The organism is Nonomuraea sp. CA-141351 (assembly GCF_050944675.1).
Taxonomy (GTDB): domain Bacteria; phylum Actinomycetota; class Actinomycetes; order Streptosporangiales; family Streptosporangiaceae; genus Nonomuraea.
Genome location: NZ_CP191982.1, coordinates 9,354,459 through 9,374,233 on the forward strand (window position 1 = coordinate 9,354,459; position 19,775 = coordinate 9,374,233).

Here is a 19,775-nt window from a genome sequence, read left to right on the forward strand (position 1 = left end):
TGGCTCATCGGGGGGTCGCCTTTCCGAAATACTTCGTCCGGAGGTCGCGAGAGCCCTTCGGGGCGGCGAAGGCCTGGGCGCGGCCGAATCCGGCTGGTGCGCCGCGCACGATGGTCAGCGCGCGGTAGTAGTCGACGTACGGGAAGCCGTAGGTCTCGCCTCTGGCGTAGGCGTACCCGGTGATCGCCTGCGACCAGATCTCGTACGCCTCCTCCGTCAGCTCGACGAACACGTCGGGGACGAAGCCCTCGGCGTCCTCCCAGTTGTCGGCGTAGTAGAGCTCGCCTGCCCAGTAGGCCGGCAGCTCACGTTCGAGCGTCTTGAGCCCGCCATAGAAGCGGGCGTCCTCGACGATCCGGTGGGTACGAGCGTGATCCTTGTGGATCGACGCGCTCCAATGGGTCAGGATGACGTCCGGCCGCAGCTCCCTGATGAGGTCGCCGACCCGCATCTTGACCTCTTCGTCCTCGGGCAGCAGGCCGTCCTCGTAGTCGAGGAAGCGCACGCCCGCTCCGATCCTGCCGGCGAACGTCTCGGCTTCCTCACGCTTCTGCTTGGCGTAGTCGGAGACGGACATGCGGGGGTGGCCGCGTTCGCCGAGGGTGAGGTGGAGGAGCGTGGCCTTGTCGCCGCGCAGGACGTGCTGGGCGAGCACCGCGCCCGCCGTCAGGTCGAGGTCGCCCGCGTGGGCGCCGATGGCCAGTACATGTGTCATGCCGTTCGCCTCATCACGTGGAACCGCCGGGTGATCTCGTAGCCCGCCTTGGTGTAGAGGCGGCCGGCCGGGCTGGCCTCGCCGGTCCAGAGGAACCACGACGAGTGGAGCCCTTCGGCGCGCATCATGGTCATGGTGAGATGGAGGAGGATCTTGCCCAGGCCGGTGCCGCGCTGCTCGGGGTCGACGCCGAAGGGGCCGAAGCGCTCGGGGATGCCACGGTAGGCCGCGTACAGGGCGAACCCCACTATTTGATCTTTTTTCGCGATGACGATGCGTTTGGGGTCGCGGTGCTGACGGATCGCCTCGCCCCAGTCGGGGTTGAAGACGTCGGCCGCGAAGCGGATCAGCTCGGGCAGCTCGCCGTCGGCAGGGCTGCGGAAGTCGTACCCCTCCTGCTCCCGCTTGGCGCGCAGCTCGTGCACCTCGCCGGGCGTCACGTAGCCGACGAGCGTCCTGTCCATGGCGACCGGCGAGTAGAGGGTCTGGAAACCGAGCCCGGTCAGCAGCCGGTAGCCGTCGGGGTAGAGCTCGGCGTCCGCCCCCGGGAGCACATAGTTCGGCGTGTACGACGAAAAATCGATCTTCGTCCGCCCGGCGCCCTCCAGGAACTCCAGCGACTCGCCGACAAGTCGCCTTCCGAGCCCACCGCCGCGATGCTCGGGGACGACGAAGAAGAACGGGATCCACCCGGTGTCCGGCTCCAGGTCGGTCCCGGGGGCCAGGGGCGTCAGCCTGCGGACTCCGTACGCGCAGCCGACCACCCGCCCCCCGGAGACGGCCACGCGTAAGCCCTCGGGATCGAAGTTGGGATCGAGCAACACGCAGTCACGAAACCAGCCCGGGGTGGTGGGGTCGCCTGGCATGCTCCGGTTCCAGGCCTCGACCAGGGAGGCCTCATCACCGGACGCGAAGGCGCGGACTGTGACCATGAGGGTCCTTTCACCTTTGGCTCTCCTGCCACAGCTTTCCCATCGTCAACGGCCAAGGTCAAGACGAATCGGGAATTAATTTTCTCTCTTGCCGCATAGTTAGAAAATTTCTTTTGCGCCGCGCTGCGCCGAAACTTTCATGAAGGCCAGACCCATCACTGCGCTTTGCCGCAGGTCGTCCCCGCCGCGACAGAACCATCAACCAGGGGCGATTGCGCTGCTGAAACTTTCGCTTCACACTCGCAATGTTTCAGACGAACGAGAGGAACCCGATGAACATCAGAGCTCGGATAGCGGGTGCCCTGATCGCCGCCGTGACACTCGTCGTCGCGGGGCTGATCATGGCGCCACCGGCCGCGTCGGCTCAGCTGACGGAGGTGACCGGCTTCGGCACGAACCCGACCAACCTGCGCATGCACCTGTACGTCCCGGACGGCGTCGGGTCCCGCCCGCCCCTCCTGGTGGCCGTGCACTACTGCACGGGATCGGGCCCGGCCTTCTACTCAGGCACGGAGTTCGCCTCGCTGGCCGACCGGTACAAGTTCATCGTGATCTATCCGTCCGCGACCAGGAGCGGCTCCTGCTTCGACGTCTCCTCGCCGCAGGCGCTGCGGCACGACGGCGGCAGCGACCCGGTCGGCATCATCTCCATGGTCAGGTACGTCCAGCAGCGCTACAGCACCGACCCCGACCGCACCTTCGTCACGGGGGCCTCCTCGGGCGGCATGATGACGAACGTCCTGCTCGGTGACTATCCCGACGTCTTCAAGGCCGGAGCCGCGTTCATGGGCGTGCCGTTCGGCTGCTTCGCCACCACGGACGGATCGAGCTGGAACAGCGCCTGCGCCAACGGCCAGGTCATCAAGACGCCGCAGGAGTGGGGCGACCTGGTTCGCGGCGCGTACCCCGGCTACACCGGCGCCCGGCCGCGCATGCAGGTGTGGCACGGCACGGACGACTCCACGCTGCGCTACCCGAACTTCCAGGAGGAGATCAAGCAGTGGACGAATGTCCACGGCCTGAGCCAGACGCCGAGCAGCACCGACCAGCCGCAGTCCGGCTGGACCAGGACCAGGTACGGCAGCACCGGCACCATGCCACAGGTCGAGGCGATCAGCCTGCAGGGTGTCGGCCACAGCCTCCCCATGAGCGGCATGGCCGCCGCCGCGATCGCGTTCTTCGGCCTTGACCAGGGCGGCGGCGTGACGCAGACGCCGACCCCGCCGCAGACCCCCACGCCTCCCGCTGGGGCGTGCCAGGTCACGTACACGATGAACACCTGGAACACCGGCTTCACGGCCGCCGTCACGATCAAGAACACCAGCAGCACTCAGCTCTCCTCATGGGCGCTGGCCTTCACGCTCCCCGCGGGTCAGACGATCACCTCCGCGTGGAACGCCACGATCTCGCCCACGAGCGGCCAGGTCACGGCCAGGAACGTGAGCTACAACGGCACGATCGCGCCGGGCGCGTCCGCCTCGTTCGGCTTCCAGGCCACCCACACCGGCAACACCTCCAAGCCGGCGGCCTTCACCCTCAACGGCGCCGCCTGCACGTGACGACCCACTCGACCGGGCTCAGAACCCCCTGAGCCCGGTGAGCATCCCCCTTATCGGGTTGATCATTTGATGGATACTGGCCCTGCCGGAGATTTTGGGAGCGCTCCCGAAGGCGCTCCCGTAACGACCGAAAGGGCGCATCTTGTCCAAATTTCACACGCGGTTATCGGCGGCGTTATCGGGCTCGGCGCTCGTGCTCGCCGCCGTTGTCGTGCCACCCCACCAGGCGGCATCCGCGGCCACCGAGCCCGCTGAGACCCAGCCGGGACGTGTCACCCTCACCCTCATCACCGGCGACGTCGTCGAGTACGCGCCGTCGCAGGGCGGCGTCCCCTCCGTCGCCATCAAGCCGGCGCCCCGGCCGGACGGCGCCGGCGTCACGTTCGCCACGCTGCCCGGCAAGGACGGCGGCTATCTCGTCCTGCCCTCCGACGCGGCCTCCTTGGTCGCCGCCGGGACCCTTGACGAGGAACTGTTCGACGTCGAGACGCTGGCACAGGACCAGCGCGTCGAGGCGATCCCGCTGCTCGTCACCTACCAGGGCGACCCGGCCCCGTCCGCGCTCGCGAGCGCGGCCCGGGCCCTGCCGGCCAGCGAGAACGTGCGGGTGCTCGACAGCGTCAACGGCGCCGCGATCACGGTACGCGCCGAGCAGGCGGACGACTTCTGGGCCGGGCTCCGTACCGGCAACAAGCTGCGCGGCGGCGGGATCGCCAAGATCTGGCTGGACCGCAAGACGAAGGCGTCACTCGACAAGAGCGTGCCGCTCATCGGCGCCCCCACCGGATGGGAGCGCGGGTTCGACGGCAAGGGAGTCAAGGTCGCCGTTCTCGACACCGGGATCGATGCCGGCCATCCGGACTTCGCCGGACGCATCATCGCCACCGAGAACTTCTCCAACTCCGCCGGCATCGCCGACAAGGTGGGGCACGGCACACATGTCGCCTCGACGATCGCGGGCGCGGGCTCGACGTACAAGGGGGTGGCGCCCGCCGCGTCGCTGATGGTCGGGAAGGTGCTCGCGGACAACGGCCTGGGCGACTGGTCGTGGGCCATCGCCGGCATGGAGTGGGCCGCCGCGCAGGGCGCCGATGTGGTGAACATGAGCCTGGGCTCCTGCTGCGGCAACGGCACCGATCCGATGAGCCAGGCGCTGAACGAGCTCACGAAGAAGTACGGGACGCTGTTCGTGACGGCGGCGGGCAACGAGTCGGACCCGCTCACGGTGAGCGTGCCCGCGGCGGCCGACGAGGCGCTGGCCGTGGGCGCGGTGGACAAGGAGACGGGCACGACGCTGGCCGACTTCTCCAGCAAGGGGCCACGGCTGGACGACGCCGCGGTCAAGCCGAACATCGTCGCCCCCGGCGTGAACATCGTGGCCGCCCGCTCGGCCGACTCCTCGCTGCCCGGCATTCCCGGCGACGACAAGTACACGGCGTTCAGCGGCACCTCCATGGCGACCCCGCACGTGGCGGGAGCGGCGGCGATCCTGGCCCAGCAGCACCCAGGCTGGCGGGCCGGTGAGCTCCGTGACGCGCTGACCTCGACGGCGCAGCGCAACGACGGGCGCAACTGGTTCGAGCAGGGCAGCGGCCGGGTGGACGTGGCCCGCGCGGTCACCCAGAGCGTGTTCGCCAGCTCCGTGGTCGACTTCCGGCTCCTCGGCAAGTCCGCCACGAAGCAGGTCACGTACCGGAACATCGGCACGGAGGCGGTCACGCTGGCCGTCTCGCTCGTCACGCGTGGCTGGAGCGGCAAGCCCGCCCCGGACAATGCGATCAAGCTGGGCGCGCAGAGCGTCACCGTGCCCGCGAACGGCACGGCCACCGTCTCCCTCACCGTCGACCCCTCGGCCGGGCCGATCGGCGCCTATGGCGGCTGGGTGACGGCGAGCTCCGGTGACGTGCGGCTGGTGACGCCGTTCAGCTATTACACCGGCCCCGCCACGCACCGGCTCGGGGTGTCGCTGGTCAACTCGTACGGAACCAAGGAGTTCTTCCCCGGTTACCAGGCCGAGCCCATCGTGTACGCGGTTCCGCTGAAGCGGACGAACAGCCCCGAGGACCCGTTCAACCCGTACGGGTACTACTTCCTGCACACGGACTATTCGGGCAACGGCGAGTTCTACCTCCCTGACGGGGACTACGAGGTGATGGGCGTCGCCAACGAGATCCGGATCAGCAACCGGACGAGCTGGGTGATCGAGAACGTCCGGCTCGACGGGGACAAGACGGTCACGCTGGACGCGCGCAAGACGGCGCCGATCAGGCCGGACACGCCGAAGACGCTCGACGGGGGCGGGAGCGCGTACTACGTGCGCACTTTCACCGACCGTACCAAGCCGGTCTCGCTGTGGACCGGGGTCCTGGGCGGGCAGCAGCTGTTCGTCACGCCGGTGTCCTCGATGAAGACGGGCAAGGTGCGGCTGTCGCACCAGTGGAACCTGGAAGCTCCGGTGCTCACCTCGGCCACCGCGGGCTCTCTGGCCTTGCATCCCGCGTACGACATGGAGGGCATGCGCTGGCTGACGTCCACCACGACTTATCCCATTATTTCGGTCGGAAGAGGGAGACCTGAGGATTTTTCGGGCGTGGACGTCTCCGGGAAGATCGCCCTGGTCGGGATCCCGGTCGAGGGCGGCTACGTCAACGCGGGCGTCCAGATGGACGACGCCGGCCGCGAGGCCTCCCTGCGTGGCGCGGCGGGCGTCCTGGCCTTCCTCGACGTCGACGGCGGGCGGGCGCGGGTGCCCCTGGGCTCGTTCCTGCAGATGGGGTTGAGCGCCGCCGAGGGGCGCTCTGTGCGGTCCGCGCTGGCTGCGGGGCCGGTGTCGCTGCGACTGGAGCCGTACACGGGGGCGGGGGCGGTCTACCACCTCCGCTTCGACTCGCGCGGGCGGGTGCCTTCTCGGCCCGCCAAGGTCGACATGAGCGACCTGGTACGGATCAACGCCGCCTACCACGCCGACAAACCGGACACCAGCGGCTGGGAGTACGGCGAGTCGACGGCCGGCGAGGAGCCGGGGCGCCTGACGTACGGCGGCCCGTTGCGAATGCCGCTCACCCGTACCGAGTATTTCGGGCCCGTCTCCGATGACGTGGTGTGGTCGCGCACGATCACGAACTCGAGTCTGATCCTGCACTCCGACGACCGGTTCACGCGGGACGACCGGCGGGTTTCCGAGCAGTGGTTCAAGGCGCCGCTGGTGCCGGGGGCCGCCGACGTGCCCTCGGGGTATCCGGTGTCCGTGCCGTGCGCGCTGTGCCGCGACTCCGACCGTTTCGTGCCCTTCGAGCAGTGGCTGGACTCCGATCCCCGGCATTACTCCGAGCTGAGCCCTGTCACCTCGAAGCCGCGGCTGTTCGTGGGGGGTCAGGAGGTGGCCGCGCAAGGGTGGCGGCCTCGCTACTTCACGGTGCCCGGGGCATCCGGCGCGTACCGGGTGGAGGCCGTGGACACCCCCGGGCGTACCCTCTCCCGGACGGTGACGACGACCTCCCAGTTCGCCTCCTTCCCGCCGCCGCCCTCCGGTGCGCCTCGCGGGTATTCGTGCTCGTTCGGGGCCGGGTGCGCGTTCCAGCCCGCCGTCCAGATCAGGTACGACCTGCCGCTCGACCTGCTGAACCGGGCCCCTGCCGGGGAGGCGTTCACGTTCGACCTGCGGGCGGGGGCGCACTCGAGCGTGCGGCGGGCGCCTGTCGTGGATCGGGTACGGGTGGAGTACTCGGTCGATGACGGGGTGACCTGGCAGGACGCGACCCGGGTCAAGAAGCGGGGCGACGGCCACTTCCGGGCCGAGGTGGCGCATCCCGCGCTGGCGCAGACCAGCGGGTTCGTGTCGCTGCGGGTCACGGCGTCGGACACGGCGGGCGGCTCGACCACCCAGACCATCAACCGGGCCTACGCCCTGAGATAGCACCTGGCGGCGGCCAAGGAGTTCGCGCTCCTTGGCCGCCGTCGCCTTTGGCGGAGGGCAAAGGGGTACGAACCCCTTGGTGCCACCGCCCTGCCTCCCCGAGGCGCAGGGACGGCGCGGCACAGGTGCACAACCCAGGCCACGAAGCGGGTCGCCCGCCGCGGCGCAACCCACTCACGGCCCACATCCCACGCCGTCACCACGTCGCACGGATGGCGCCACATCCCACGCCGGCACCACACCGCACGGCTGGCACCACACCCACGCGCGCCACCACTTGCCACGCCAGCACCACATCCACGCGCGCCACCACTTGCCACGCCAGCACCACACCCACGCGCGCCACCACTTGCCACGCCAGCACCACGCCGGCACCAGACGCCACCCCAGGCACCACACCCACGCCGCGAACCCACAGCCAACGCTGGGCCCACAGCCCACGGCGGCACCACACCCACGCTTCGCGCCACAGCCCACGCTCCGCGCCACAGCCGACGTCCCGCACCACAGTTCAGCTGGTACCAGCGCTCACGCCGATACCACGGCGCACGCGCGCCCTGGTGGCCCTTGTAGCGGGGCACGAGCCGCCGCGGCTGAGGTAGACCACAGCGCAGGGAGCCGTGGCGCAGGGAGACCGCGGCGGAGGCGCTCAGTGCGATGTCGCGGAGGGACGTTGTCCACAGGCGGAACCAGACCGCACCCCTCCATCCCCAGAACCGGATTCCAACGCTCCACGCCCCCACCCCACCAGACATCCTCGTTCCCACATCGACCGATCCACCCACTCAGAAGGGAACCGCAGGATGCCCGGAGGCCCGCCCACACTCGGATTCAGCGTGATCATCTACGCCACGGTCGGCCTGGTGACCCTGGTCGCACTCAAGCTGGGGAGGCGCAGGTGACCCGGACGACCCTCACGGTCATCGTTCCCGCACACAACGAGGAAGCCGGGCTCCCGGCCACGCTCCGCTCCATCCAAGCCCAGTCGGTCCCACCCGAAAAGATCATCGTGGTGGACGACGGCTCCACCGACCGCACTGGCGAGGTGGCCGCGGCCTACGGCGTCACGATCCTGCGCCCACCCCGCAACCTCGGCAGCAAGGCCAAGGCGCAAAACCACGCGCTCCCCCACTGCGACACGGACCTGGTCCTGGCCGTCGACGCCGACACCGTTCTGGCCCCCGACTACATCGAGCGCATCAAGCCCGTCTTCGACGACCCGGCCGTGGGCGTGGCCGCCGGCAACGTGCAAACCCGCTTCGCCCGCACCCCATGGGAGCGTGGCAGATCGACCGAATACCTCTTCGGCTTCCACTGGCACCGCCCGATCCAGCAGCTCGCCAACAGCCCCATGGTCTGCTCGGGCTGCTGCTCCGTGTTCCGGCGCACGACCCTGACCGCGTTCGGCGGCTTCCCCGAACGCACGATCGTCGAAGACATGGACTTCACCTGGAGCCAGCAGATCGAAGGCCGCAAGGCGGTCTACGTACCCGACGCCATGGCCTGGGCCGCCGACCCCGAAACCCTCACCTACCTCCGAAGGCAGGTGTGGCGCTGGATGGCGGGCTTCATGCAGAACGTCCGCCTCCACCTCCCCCGCCTGCTCACCCGCAAGCCCATGCTGGCGACCTGGATCATCGTGGCCCTCCTGGAGATCCTCCTGGCCCCGCTGTGGTGGACCATCCCGCTGATCCTCACGCTGGCCATGCACCAGCCGGTGACCGGCACGCTGGCGTGGTGGGCGGGCGGCGAGCTCCTCCTGACCATCCCCGCCCTCCTGTACGCGGCCAAACGCCGCCGCCTCCCCGTCCGCCAGGTCCTCTTCAACCTGCCGTTCGTCTACCTGAACAAGGCCGTCAACCTGTACTACGCCTGGAAGGCCCTGGTGATCGAGCTCATCATGGTCCCGCTACACCTGTCCCGCGGCCTCCTCGTGTACGAAAAGGGCCGTTGACCAAGGACGCGCACCGTAATCGACCGCCCCGCGCTCCAGCACCGGCTCGGCCGATGCCGGAGGCACCACGCCGCCGCCCTCAGACGTGCGCGCAGCACACCCGCAAATCGATGCGGCAACACCCTGACGCCCTCGAGCGGCTCCCGATGGGCCCGCAGCCGCCAAAACCGGGGACTCCCGGGCTGGCACGTTCGCGGTCTCGCGTGGGCGCCCACCGAATAGGCCACGACCACTCGACCGGGCGGCTGGACCGGGAAACTCCCAGGCCAGCACACCCACGATCTCACATGAGCGCTCCGCCAAACAGCCCACAACCACTCGGCCGAGCGGCTGGCCTGGCTGGCGGACCAGTCAGCACGGCCATGCTGCGGCAGTCGCTGCAGCGCCTGGCGGAGCTGAACATGCGGCGGCCCGACCGGGTTTGCCGCGCCCGGATGGGTTCACGGGAGGACGAGGGGGGCGGGATAGCCGGCAACCCGCGTGGGCAGACGCCACGGCTCGCGAGCGGCAGACGCGGGCAGATCGGCCAGTTCGGGGACGTATCTGCGAATGTAGTCGGCGTGGGGGTCGAAGCGGGCGGCCTGGCGGATGGGGTTGAGCCGGCGGCCGGGGCGGGTGGCGTTGCCGGTGCCGGCGACCCACTGCCAGTTGCCGAAGTTGTCGGCCACGTCGCCGTCCAGCAGCAGTTCGAAGAAGTGCCGGGCGCCAATCCGCCAGTCCACACCCAGGTGGTGGACGAGGTAGTCGGCGACGATCATGCGTGCCCGGTTGTGCATCCACCCCTCTGCCAGGAGCTGGCGCATGCCCGCGTCCACGATGGGGACACCGGTCATGCCCGCCTTCCAGGCGTCCACCGCATGCGGGTCGTCCCGCCAGCGCCTGGAACGTGGCCGATAGTCGTCGCGGTTGATCCGCGGGAACGCCAGGGTCACCTGGTGGAAGAAGTCTCGCCAGCACAGCTGCCGGACGAACTCCTGCCAGCCGCAGGCCAGATGGGCCAGTTCCAGCGAGGACAGGCACCCCAGCCGCAGATACGGGCTCAACCGTGAGGTGTGGTCGCCCGCCAGGTCGTCGCGGCCGGCGGCGTAGCCGTCCAGCCCGTGGGGCAGCCACCGCCGCAGGCGGGCGCGGGCGGCTGACTCGCCGCCGGTGAGAGCGGGGTGCGGCGGGTGGGCGGGCAGGTCTCCCGGGGTCTGGCCTGATGGCAGCATGACACGGGCCGGCGCGGGGAGGACAGGACGGTGTGGCCGACTTGACCATGTCCGCCAGTAGGGGGTGAACACGCGGTAATGGTCGCCGCCGCCGGAAGGACGCAGTGCGCCAGGAGGCACGACCGTCAGGCCTGGGAAGGCGCGGAAGTCGATGCGTTCCGCAGCGAAGCGGGACTCCCGGCTGCGGCCGAGCAGGCTGACCTCGGCGCTGGCGTAGATGGAGTCGGCCTCCAACTGGTGGGCCAGCCGCATCGTCTCGGCCACCACATCGCCGTGCCGCACCAGCAGGTCGCCTTGCCGGGCGCGGAGGGAGGCGCGCAGGTCGGCCAGGCAGTCGAGCAGGAACCCGGTCCGGCAGCCCGCCGGCACCGCCGGATCCAGTACGAACAGCGGCACGACGTGGCCACCGCGCTCGCACGCGGCCGTCAGGGCCGGGTGGTCGTGCACGCGCAGGTCCCTGGTGAACAGCACGATGACGGTGTTCATCGACCCGGTATGTTCCACCCCGAGCCTGCGCCCACGCCCGGTTTGACCGGTTCTTGGGCGCCTCGTGCTCCAGGCAGGGTTGACCTTTTCCGCCGCCCACTGCCATGAAGGGAAGAGGCGCAGCGGACAGCGTGCCGCCGTCGTTCATAGAGGCATGCGGATCTGGCGCATGTGCCCGTGCCCTTTTGAGTGGCTTTGCCACCGAAGCCAGACGACCCCGGCGAACAGCACCAGATCCGGGTTAACAGGACCACACCATGATGACGACGTTCGTGAAGACGGCCCTGGCGGTCTGCACCGCCGGGCGCACCCGCGGCTGGGCTGCCTACCCCGGCGCGCCACGGCGCCAGAGGCTGGACGAGTCCTGGTGGCGGCCGCCATGGCAAGCGTTCGCCCTGGACTGGACGCCGCGATATATGCCGACCGCCTCCGGCGGACATGCGCCACGACCACGGCCGTCGCGCAGACGCGCCCCGCCGAGGCCCGCCCTGCCCCTCAACGCCTCCACCCTGCTGCTCACCCCGCGAGCGTCGCGTGCCGATCGCCGGGCGGGGCCGGCGCGGGTGCCGTACGCCGGATGGACGTTGTTCGCCACCGCGGTGAACGCCGCGCTGCGGCGGCGCAACCGGTGATGACCACACGGAACTCGGGGAATGCCGATGATGCGATGTCTGGTGACCGGGGCGACCGGCTACATCGGGAGCAGGCTGGTGCCGGAGTTGCTCGAGGCTGACTACGCGGTGCGCTGCATGGCGCGCACCCCCGGCCGGCTGCGCGACCATCCCTGGCGCAACCGCGTGGAGATCAGTGAGGCCGATGCGACGGATCCGATGCGGACAGAGGCGGCGCTGGAAGGAGTTGACGTCGCCTACTACCTGATCCACACGATGGGTTCGGGACGCGACTTCGCCGCAAAAGATCGTGCGGCGGCTTTGACGTTCGCCGCCGCGGCCCGCAAGGCGGGCGTGCGCCGCATCGTCTATCTCGGTGGCCTCGTCCCAGGCAGCGACGCCTCGCCGCATCTGCGTTCGAGGGGGGAGGTGGCGCGGATCCTGCTGGATTCCGGCGTCCCCACGGCGGTGCTGCGGGCGGCCGTGGTCATCGGCTCGGGGTCGGCGTCGTTCGAGATGCTCCGTTACCTGACCGAGCGACTGCCCGTCATGACCACACCCACCTGGGTACGCACCCGGACCCAGCCGATCGCGATCCGCGACGTGCTGCGCTACCTGTTGGGGAGCGCCGAACTGCCGCAGGAGGCGCATCGGGAGTTCGACATCGGGGGCCCGGACATCCTGACGTACGCGGACATGATGCGAGGGTATGCCGCGGTGGCGGACCTGGCACGCCGGTGGATCATCCCGGTGCCGGTGCTGACGCCGCGGTTGTCGAGCTACTGGGTGGGGCTGGTCACCCCTGTGCCGGCCCGCGTGGCGCGTCCCCTGGTGGAGTCGCTCCGCAATGAGACGGTCTGCCGCGAGCACGACATCGCCCGTTACATTCCGGACCCGCCCGGGGGGCTGGCCGGGTTCGAGCACGCCGTGGATCTGGCGCTACGCCGGATCAAGGACGCCGACGTCGCCACCCGGTGGACGTCGGCGTCGACCCCCGGCACTCCAAGCGACCCGCTGCCGACCGACCCCGGCTGGGCCGGCGGGGTGCTGTACGTGGACGAGCGGCGCCGGACCGTGGAGGCACCGCCCCGCGAGCTGTGGCGGGTGATCGAGGGCATCGGCGGGGACAACGGCTGGTACTCCCTGCCGGTCGCCTGGCGGTTCCGTGGCTTTCTCGACTCTCTGGCCGGGGGCGTCGGCCTGCGCAGGGGGCGACGCGATCCCCGCCGACTGCGGGTCGGCGACGCGCTGGACTTCTGGCGGGTGGAGGAGATCGTGCCGGGTCGTCTGCTGCGGCTGCGCGCCGAGATGCGGCTGCCGGGGCTGGCGTGGCTGGAGCTGACCTGTCATGAGCAGAACGGTACGACTGTGTACGGGCAGCGGGCGATCTTCCATCCCCGCGGCCTCCTGGGCCACCTGTACTGGTGGGCCAGCACGCCGATTCATGGGCTGATCTTCGGCCGGATGCCGGGGAACATCGCCAAAGCCGCAGCCGGCCAGGCGGTCGTACCCCTCGCTCTTCGCATGATCCGACCTAAACGGTCAGCCACGCGATCTTGATCTGATGCGGACGACTGCGTAGATCATACGCAGCCCGCTGAGGCAGATGCCATGTGATCGTGTGGAGCTATGGGGATTCGAACCCCAGACCTCCTCCATGCCATGGAGGCGCGCTACCAACTGCGCTATAGCCCCTGGTCACCGCTCCGAGTCCACCCGTTGCGGCGCTCCGAGAGCATATAGCCATCCGCGCCGATTCGCATAATCGCCGTACCCCGGCAACAGCGCACCCGGCGCCGGTCGTACGGCCCCCGAGCCGTACGAGCTCGCGCATGCCGCGGCATCCGGCCTGGCGTCCCCGCCCACGCCACAACGTCCGACCCGACGTCCCTCCTAGCCGCAACGTCGAGCCTGACGTCCTGTCCACGCCACAGCGTCCGACCAGACGTCCTCGTCCTCGCCCGAACGCCGCGACGTCTGGTCCGTCGTCCTCGCCTACGCCTCGGCGTCCGGCCTGTCGTCGCTGTGGACGGGCTCCGGCAGGGTCCCGGCGTTGTGCTCGAGCAGCCGCCACCCCTTTCGACCTTCCTGCAACACCGACCAGGAACAGTTGCCCAGACCGCCCAGCGCCGGCCACAACGGCTCGGGCAGCCCGAGCAGTTCGCAGATCCCGAGCCGAAGCGCCGCCCCGTGGGAGGCCACGACCAGCAGCCCGTCGTCGTCGAGCTTGGCCGCCCAGCGCCGCATGGCACCGGCCACCCTGGTGGCCACGTCGGCGACGGGCTCTCCGTCCGGCGCCTCCCAGGCCGCGTACTCCTCAGGCCAGCGCGCGGCGATCTCCTCGCGCGTCAGCCCCTCCCATTGACCACCGCCACGCTCGCGGAAGTCCTTGTCCACCGCCACGTCGAGCCCAACGACGCGTGCGAGCGCCAGCGCGGTGTCGTTGGCGCGCTGCAGGTCGGAGGAGACGATCAGGGTGGGCCGCAACGAGGCGAGCAGCGAGGCGGCCCTGGCGGCCTGCGCCACGCCGGTCTCGTCGAGGGGGATGTCGGAATGCCCCTGGAATCGCTGCTCGACATTCCACAGAGTCTGCCCGTGCCGCAGACAGACGATCCGCCTGCTCATGCGGATGCCTCACGGGAACGCCTGGGAACCGAGGTGAGAGATACCAGTTTGGTCACGCGCGCGCCCGCTGGAGGTTGGCCTGCATGACGCTCTCCGGCAGCGAGATGGCCGGGCAGTCCTTCCACAGGCGCTCGAGCGCGTAGAACGTACGGTCTTCCTCATGCTGGACGTGCACGACGATGTCGATGAAGTCGAGCAGCACCCAGCGGCCCTCGCGCTCGCCCTCCCGGCGCACGGGCTTGACGTCCGCCTCGGTACGCAGCCGCTCCTCGATCTCGTCGACGATGGCTCGGACCTGACGGTCGTTGGTGGCGGAGCAGAGCAGGAAGGCGTCGGTGATGACGAGCTGATCGCTCACGTCGTATGCGAGGATGTCATCGGCCAGCTTGTCGGCCGCGGCCTCCGCGGCGATGCGCACGAGCTGGACGGATCTGTCAGATGCGGTCACGATGCGGGTCTGTCCTCCTGTGTCGGCAGCATGCCCATATGTTGAGGGTACCCTTCCAGGCCGAAACCCCTCACCTATGGCGCGACATCCAATGCGCGCCCCCGGCGCGACGGCCCTTCATCCCTCGCCGTAGTACAGCCTCCGCTTGTTGATGTACTGGACGATGCCATCGGGCACCAAATACCAAATCGGCTCTCCCTTAGCCACGCGTTGCCGGCACTCGGACGACGAGATGGCCAGCGCGGGAATTTCCAGCAAAGTCACCCGGCCCGCCGGCAGCCCGGGATCGTGCAGCGTGTGCCCCGGGCGGGTGCAGCCGACGAAATGCGCCAGTTCGAACAGCTCGTCCGCGTTCTGCCAGTCCAGGATGGCGCCGAGGGCGTCGGCGCCGGTGATGAAGTACAGGTCAACCTCAGGACCATAAATTTCCGAAATATCGCGCAAAGTATCGATGGTAAAGGTCGGCCCAGGCCGATCCACGTCCACCCGGCTCACCGAAAAGCGCGGATTGGACGCGGTCGCGATGACCGTCATCAGGTAGCGGTCCTCCGCCGCCGACACCTCGCGCTCCGACTTCTGGTACGGCCGTCCAGTCGGCACGAAGACGACTTCGTCCAAGTCGAAGTGATGGGCCACCTCGCTGGCAGCCACCAGGTGCCCATGGTGGATGGGATCAAAGGTCCCACCCATCACTCCAACTCGCCTCATTCCCTGCACACCAGGCGCATTCATCATGAAACGGACCTTACGCGGACGTCGTACAACAACATGATGGCACCCCCCTTGGTGATGGCCGCGCATCGCTTCCGTTGCGGACGTAGCATGCCGGGCATGACGACCACCCCGGACCGCAACCGCGTCCAACTGCCCGGCATCTCGTCCCGAGCCTACGAACACCCCGCAGACCGGTCCGCCCTGGTCGCTCTGCGTAAGTTGAGTGGGTTCGACACGGTTCTCAAGCAGATGTCCGGCCTCATCAGCGAGCGTCGGTTGCGCCTGATGTACCTGGCGTCGGCCGTGCGCGTGAGCGAGACCCAGTTCCGCTCCATCTACGACATGGGCCGCGACGCCGCCTACACCCTCGATCTGCACCGGATCCCCGAGATCTACATCCAGCAGGATCCGCAGGTCCAGGCCAAGGCCATCGGCTTCGATGACCCGTTCATCGTCGTGACCACCGGTCTGCTCAACCTCATGAACGAGGAGGAGCAGCGCTTCGTCATCGGCCACGAGACCTCGCACATCCTGTCGGGGCACGCGGTCTACCGGACGATGCTCGACATCCTGACCCGCCTCGCCACCCGCGTCGCCTGGATCCCGCTCGGCTACATCGGCCTGCGCGCGATCGTCGCGGGCCTGGAGGAGTGGTACCGCAAGTCCGAGCTCTCGTCCGACCGCGGCGGCCTGCTCGTCGGGCAGAACCCCGAGGCGGCCAAGCGCGCGCTGATGAAGCTCGCCGGCGGCGACTACACCCACGAGATGAACATCGAGGCGTTCCTGGAGCAGTACCAGGAATACGACACCGCGGGCGACCTTCGCGACGGCTTCCTCAAGGTGCTCAACCTGCTCGGCACCACCCACCCGTTCGCCGTGGTACGCGTCGCCGAGCTGGACAAGTGGCAGCGCAGCGGCGACTACGACCGCATCCTGGGCGGGGACTACCCACGCAGGGAGGACGACTCCAACGCACGAGTGACCGACGAGATCAAGGCGGCGGCCGAGTCCTACCGCGCGTCCTGGTCACAGTCGCAGGACCCGTTCATCGGCGTTCTGCGCGACGTGGCCGAGGGCGCCGTGAACGCGGGCGAGCGCATCTTCAACCGCTTCTCGCGCCGCGACGGCGGCCAGGGCTGACCGGCCGCACCGCCGTTCGCGGCCGATCAACTTGATCGGCCGCGAAGACCCGCCGCGATCGGCAACCAGCGGCGGCGGGTCCGAACAGCAAGGCGACAGAGCAGCAGGGCGTCAGAGCAGGAGGGCGATGGCGCGCACGGCGGCCGCGCACAAGGCGACGAACCCGCCCAGCACGGCCAGTGCGCGCAGGCCTTCCCTGCGGAGGTCGGGCAGTCGATGCCCGATCCGCTCGATCTCACGCCCGGCGAAACCGCCGCACAACATCCCGAACACCACGCCCGCCACCGTCACGGGCGCAGGCTGCTGCCACCAGTCGGAGTCGATCACTCCCCCGCCGGTCACCCAGAGCGCGCCACCCGCGGCCAGCGCGACGGGCACGCCCGGCCACACGGCGGCGGTCGCGCCCGCTCCCACCAGGGTGAACGGGAAGAGCAGCACGCGCAGCGCCACCCGCGTGCGCCGCGAGCTACGTTTCCTGACCAGCCAGTGGCTCATCCAGAGCGTCCGGGTCAGCACCACGAACACCGTGGTGATGGCGATGGAGGCGATCGGCCAGATCACCGAGGTCACCACGCACGGCACGGCCAGCACGGCGAGCAGCAGCAGAGCGCCGTTGCCCGCGGGCAGCGTGGTGGCCGACTCGGCCTTGAGCCCGGTCTTTCCGCGCGTCTGCGGCCTGCTCCTGACGGCCGCCGCCGCCCGCTGGCGCGCCGCGGGCATCTTGGACCGCGCGAGAGGGGCCTTCCCGTCCGCGCTCGTGCGGCCGCGCGGCGGAGGCACCTCGGCCCGGCTCCGGACGGCCGCCCCCTTCCCATCGGTCCCGGTACGGCTCCGAGCCGCGGCCCCATCCGCCCCGGTACGGCTCCGCGCCCCGGCCGCCTTCCCGTCCCCGCCCGAAGTGCGAGGCGCTGAGCCCTTCCCGTCGATGTTCGGCCGAGCACGCGGCGCGGGAACCTTGCTGTCCGTGTTCGCCCGGCTCCGCGCGGACTTGCTCTCCTCGGTAGCGGCACGGCCCGCTTTGCCCTCATCGGGGGCGGGCTCCGGATCGGCCGTGCTGGTGGCCTTGGCCAGCCGCGACAGCCGGTCCGCCAGCAACGCAGCCGTGGGCCGCTTGCCCGGCTCCCTGTTGAGCGCGGCGCGCACCAGCGGCAGCAGCTCAACCGGCACGCCCTTGAGGTCGGCCTGGCCGTTCAGCACCGCGTACATCTGCGCCTCGGCCGTCCCCCGCCCGAACGTCGGCCGCCCCGTCGCCGCGAACGCCACCGTCGCGGCCCAGGCGTGCACGTCGGCGGGCGAGTCGACCTGCTCGTCGGCGAAGATCTCCGGCGCGGTGTAGCCGGGCGTGCCGAGGAACGTCCCCGTCATGGTGAGCCGGGTCGCGTCGAGCACCTGCGCGATGCCGAAGTCGATGAGGACCGGGCCCTCGGTGCCCATGATGATGTTGCCCGGCTTGAGGTCGCGGTGCACGACCCCGGCCGCATGGATGATCGCGAGTGCCGCGGCGATGCCCTGCGCCAGGTCCACGAGCTGGGAGACGTCGAGCGGCCCGCTCTGGCGTACGCCGTCGAGCAGCGTGACGCCCTCGATGTGCTCCATCACCAGGTAGGGGCGGGCGCAGTTCAGGTCGGCGTCGAGCACCTTGGCCACGTACGGGCTCTCGACCCTGCGCAGCGCGCGCACCTCCCGCTCGAGCCTGACGCGGGAGGTCTGGTCCTCGGCCAGGTCGTGCAGGACCTTGAGCGCGACGCGCTCGTTGCGACGGTTGTGAGCGAGGTAGACCTCGCCCATGCCGCCCCGGCCGAGCCGCTCGACCAGGGTGTACGGCCCGACCTTGCCGAGCTTAGTCACCGTCCCTCCCGCCCGGCGCGCCCATAAGGGACACAACCCTAGCGCTGGGACCCGAGTCGACGCTTGAGGCACGCCGAAGGATTATCGGCGAGTGTGGTCGGAGAGCATGCTGTCGAGCCGGACCGTGGGCTCTTCCGACAGCTGCCTGCGTCCCTTCCTGCGCCAGTTGACGTGACCCCGGCTCTCCAGCCAGAGCAGCAGCCGGTCGGCGCCGATCAGCACGGCGGCCGAGAAGACAAGGGCGACCACAATCTCCATGCCTCTCAGTCAACCCGCGCTCCACGGCGCCGGTCAGGCCGACACGCCGACTAACCGGCCACCACCGTGCCCTCTGACGTGCGCAAATGCCCCTCACCGGTATAGACCCACTTGGTGGAGGTGAGCTCGGGGAGCCCCATCGGGCCGCGCGCGTGCAGCTTCTGCGTGGAGATGCCGATCTCGGCCCCGAACCCGAACTCCCCGCCGTCGGTGAACCTCGTCGACGCGTTGACCGCCACGGCCGCCGAGTCGACCAGCGCGACGAACCTGCGCGCCGCCCGCTGCGACCTCGTGACGATCGCGTCGGTGTGAGCGGAGCCGTACTTCCTGATGTGGGCCACCGCCTCCTCCAGAGAACCGACGACGGCGGCGGCGATGTCGAGCGAGAGGTATTCGGCGTAGAAGTCGTCCTCGGTGACGGGAACGACGCCCGAGCCGTAGCCGGCGATGCGCTCGTCGCCGTGCACCGTCACGCCCGCCTCCGCGAGCGCCGACAGCGCCCGCGGCACGAACGCGTCGGCGACGTCCTGGTGCACGAGGAACGTCTCGGCCGAGTTGCACACCGACGGCCGCTGCGCCTTGGCGTTGACCAGGATCTGCACGGCCAGGTCGAGGTCGGCCTCGGCGTCGACGTAGACGTGGCAGTTTCCGACGCCCGTCTCGATGACCGGCACCGTCGACTCCTCGACCACCGAGTTGATCAGCGACGCGCCGCCGCGCGGGATCAGGACGTCCACCAGGCCACGGGCCCGCATGAGCTCCTTGACCGAGTCGCGGGTCTGCCCCGGCACGAGCTGGACGGCTCCCGCGGGCACCTCGGTGCCTTCCAGTGCGTCCTGCATGACCTTCACCAGGGCCGTGTTGGAGGAGTAGGCGCTGGAGGAGCCCCTGAGCAGCGCCGCGTTGCCGCTCTTGAGGCAGAGCGCGGCGGCGTCGACGGTCACGTTGGGCCGGCCCTCGTAGATGATGCCGATGACGCCGAGCGGCACCCTGAGCTGGCGCAGCTCGAGCCCGTTGGGCAGGGTGGTGCCGCGTACGACCTCACCGATCGGGTCGGGCAGGTCGGCCACCTCGCGCACGGCCTCGGCGATGGCCGCGACCCTGACCTCGTCGAGCCGCAGCCGGTCGATCATCGCCTCGGACGTGCCCTGCGCCCTGGCCTGCTCGACGTCCTTGGCGTTGGCCTCGACGATCTCCGCCGCGTGCGCGACCAGCGCGTCGGCGACGGCACGTAGCGCCCCGTCCTTAGGCGCCCGCGGCAGCGGGGCCAGCTCGGCGGCGGCCTCTCGTGCCGCGTGGGCGACCTTCAGGAACTCTGTACTCATGGCTACGCTCCGTTGTTACTCAACCAAAGCCGT

At 69.7% G+C, this 19,775-nt stretch carries 15 protein-coding genes and 1 tRNA gene; 6 read left to right on the top strand and 10 right to left on the bottom strand.

Translation table 11 applies throughout. The annotated features are described in order from the left end of the window. Window positions 1–4: 4 nt before the first annotated feature. Both ACQPWU_RS43920 and ACQPWU_RS43925 read right to left on the bottom strand, forming a co-directional pair. Window positions 5–715 (bottom strand): PIG-L deacetylase family protein, encoded by a 711-nt coding sequence (locus ACQPWU_RS43920; RefSeq protein WP_433431577.1) that lies wholly within the window; start codon window positions 713–715, stop codon window positions 5–7. Continuing rightward, a complete protein-coding gene (locus tag ACQPWU_RS43925) occupies window positions 712–1,647 on the bottom strand; it encodes a GNAT family N-acetyltransferase (RefSeq protein WP_433431578.1) in 936 nt (311 codons plus the stop codon). Before ACQPWU_RS43925 ends, ACQPWU_RS43920 begins: the two co-directional genes overlap by 4 nt. Before the next feature lie 272 nt (window positions 1,648–1,919). On the opposite strand from ACQPWU_RS43925, the gene ACQPWU_RS43930 reads away from it, so the two are divergent. From ACQPWU_RS43930 to ACQPWU_RS43940, 3 genes are all read left to right on the top strand, one after another. After that, window positions 1,920–3,206, top strand: a complete 1,287-nt coding sequence (locus ACQPWU_RS43930) for an extracellular catalytic domain type 1 short-chain-length polyhydroxyalkanoate depolymerase (RefSeq protein ID WP_433431579.1) — start codon at window positions 1,920–1,922, stop codon at window positions 3,204–3,206. 142 nt (window positions 3,207–3,348) lie between these two features. Beyond that, entirely contained in the window at window positions 3,349–7,122 is a 3,774-nt protein-coding gene (locus tag ACQPWU_RS43935) for a S8 family peptidase (protein ID WP_433431580.1), read from the top strand. 898 nt (window positions 7,123–8,020) lie between these two features. Further along, the gene (locus ACQPWU_RS43940) at window positions 8,021–9,076 is read left to right on the top strand and encodes a glycosyltransferase (protein ID WP_433431581.1); all 1,056 of its coding nucleotides are present in this window, start codon (window positions 8,021–8,023) and stop codon (window positions 9,074–9,076) included. Between the two features lie 440 nt (window positions 9,077–9,516). Here the strand turns inward: ACQPWU_RS43940 and ACQPWU_RS43945 are convergent, their stop codons facing one another. Further along, the gene (locus ACQPWU_RS43945) at window positions 9,517–10,773 is read right to left on the bottom strand and encodes a cryptochrome/photolyase family protein (protein WP_433431582.1); all 1,257 of its coding nucleotides are present in this window, start codon (window positions 10,771–10,773) and stop codon (window positions 9,517–9,519) included. Window positions 10,774–11,030: 257 nt separating this feature from the next. Between ACQPWU_RS43945 and ACQPWU_RS43950 the strand changes: the two genes are divergently transcribed. Both ACQPWU_RS43950 and ACQPWU_RS43955 read left to right on the top strand, forming a co-directional pair. Beyond that, window positions 11,031–11,405, top strand: a complete 375-nt coding sequence (locus ACQPWU_RS43950; RefSeq protein WP_433431583.1) for a hypothetical protein — start codon at window positions 11,031–11,033, stop codon at window positions 11,403–11,405. A 30-nt stretch (window positions 11,406–11,435) separates the two neighbouring features. After that, a complete protein-coding gene (locus ACQPWU_RS43955) occupies window positions 11,436–12,944 on the top strand; it encodes an SDR family oxidoreductase (protein WP_433445434.1) in 1,509 nt (502 codons plus the stop codon). A gap of 62 nt (window positions 12,945–13,006) precedes the next feature. Here the strand turns inward: ACQPWU_RS43955 and ACQPWU_RS43960 are convergent. The 4 genes from ACQPWU_RS43960 to nadD all read right to left on the bottom strand — a co-directional run bounded on the left by ACQPWU_RS43960 (window position 13,007) and on the right by nadD (window position 15,192). Beyond that, window positions 13,007–13,079: transfer RNA gene (locus ACQPWU_RS43960), tRNA-Ala, on the bottom strand. A 300-nt stretch (window positions 13,080–13,379) separates the two neighbouring features. Further along, window positions 13,380–14,009, bottom strand: coding sequence for a histidine phosphatase family protein (locus tag ACQPWU_RS43965; protein WP_433431584.1), 630 nt, complete (start codon window positions 14,007–14,009; stop codon window positions 13,380–13,382). A 52-nt stretch (window positions 14,010–14,061) separates the two neighbouring features. After that, entirely contained in the window at window positions 14,062–14,457 is a 396-nt protein-coding gene (gene rsfS / locus ACQPWU_RS43970) for a ribosome silencing factor (protein WP_349451907.1), read from the bottom strand. Between the two features lie 117 nt (window positions 14,458–14,574). Then, on the bottom strand, window positions 14,575–15,192 hold the full coding sequence (gene nadD / locus ACQPWU_RS43975) for a nicotinate-nucleotide adenylyltransferase (protein WP_360696694.1): 618 nt from the start codon (window positions 15,190–15,192) through the stop codon (window positions 14,575–14,577). 96 nt (window positions 15,193–15,288) lie between these two features. Between nadD and ACQPWU_RS43980 the strand changes: the two genes are divergently transcribed. Next, the gene (locus ACQPWU_RS43980) at window positions 15,289–16,311 is read left to right on the top strand and encodes a M48 family metallopeptidase (protein WP_433431585.1); all 1,023 of its coding nucleotides are present in this window, start codon (window positions 15,289–15,291) and stop codon (window positions 16,309–16,311) included. 111 nt (window positions 16,312–16,422) lie between these two features. On the opposite strand, the gene ACQPWU_RS43985 is transcribed toward ACQPWU_RS43980, so the two are convergent. The 3 genes from ACQPWU_RS43985 to ACQPWU_RS43995 all read right to left on the bottom strand — a co-directional run bounded on the left by ACQPWU_RS43985 (window position 16,423) and on the right by ACQPWU_RS43995 (window position 19,742). Beyond that, complete coding sequence (locus tag ACQPWU_RS43985) at window positions 16,423–18,159, bottom strand: protein kinase domain-containing protein (RefSeq protein ID WP_433431586.1); 1,737 nt, start codon at window positions 18,157–18,159, stop codon at window positions 16,423–16,425. Window positions 18,160–18,240: 81 nt separating this feature from the next. Then, the gene (locus ACQPWU_RS43990; protein WP_433431587.1) at window positions 18,241–18,417 is read right to left on the bottom strand and encodes a hypothetical protein; all 177 of its coding nucleotides are present in this window, start codon (window positions 18,415–18,417) and stop codon (window positions 18,241–18,243) included. Between the two features lie 50 nt (window positions 18,418–18,467). Then, window positions 18,468–19,742: a glutamate-5-semialdehyde dehydrogenase gene (locus ACQPWU_RS43995; protein ID WP_433431588.1), complete on the bottom strand. Its 1,275-nt coding sequence runs from the start codon at window positions 19,740–19,742 to the stop codon at window positions 18,468–18,470. Between the last annotated feature and the right edge of the window lie 33 nt (window positions 19,743–19,775).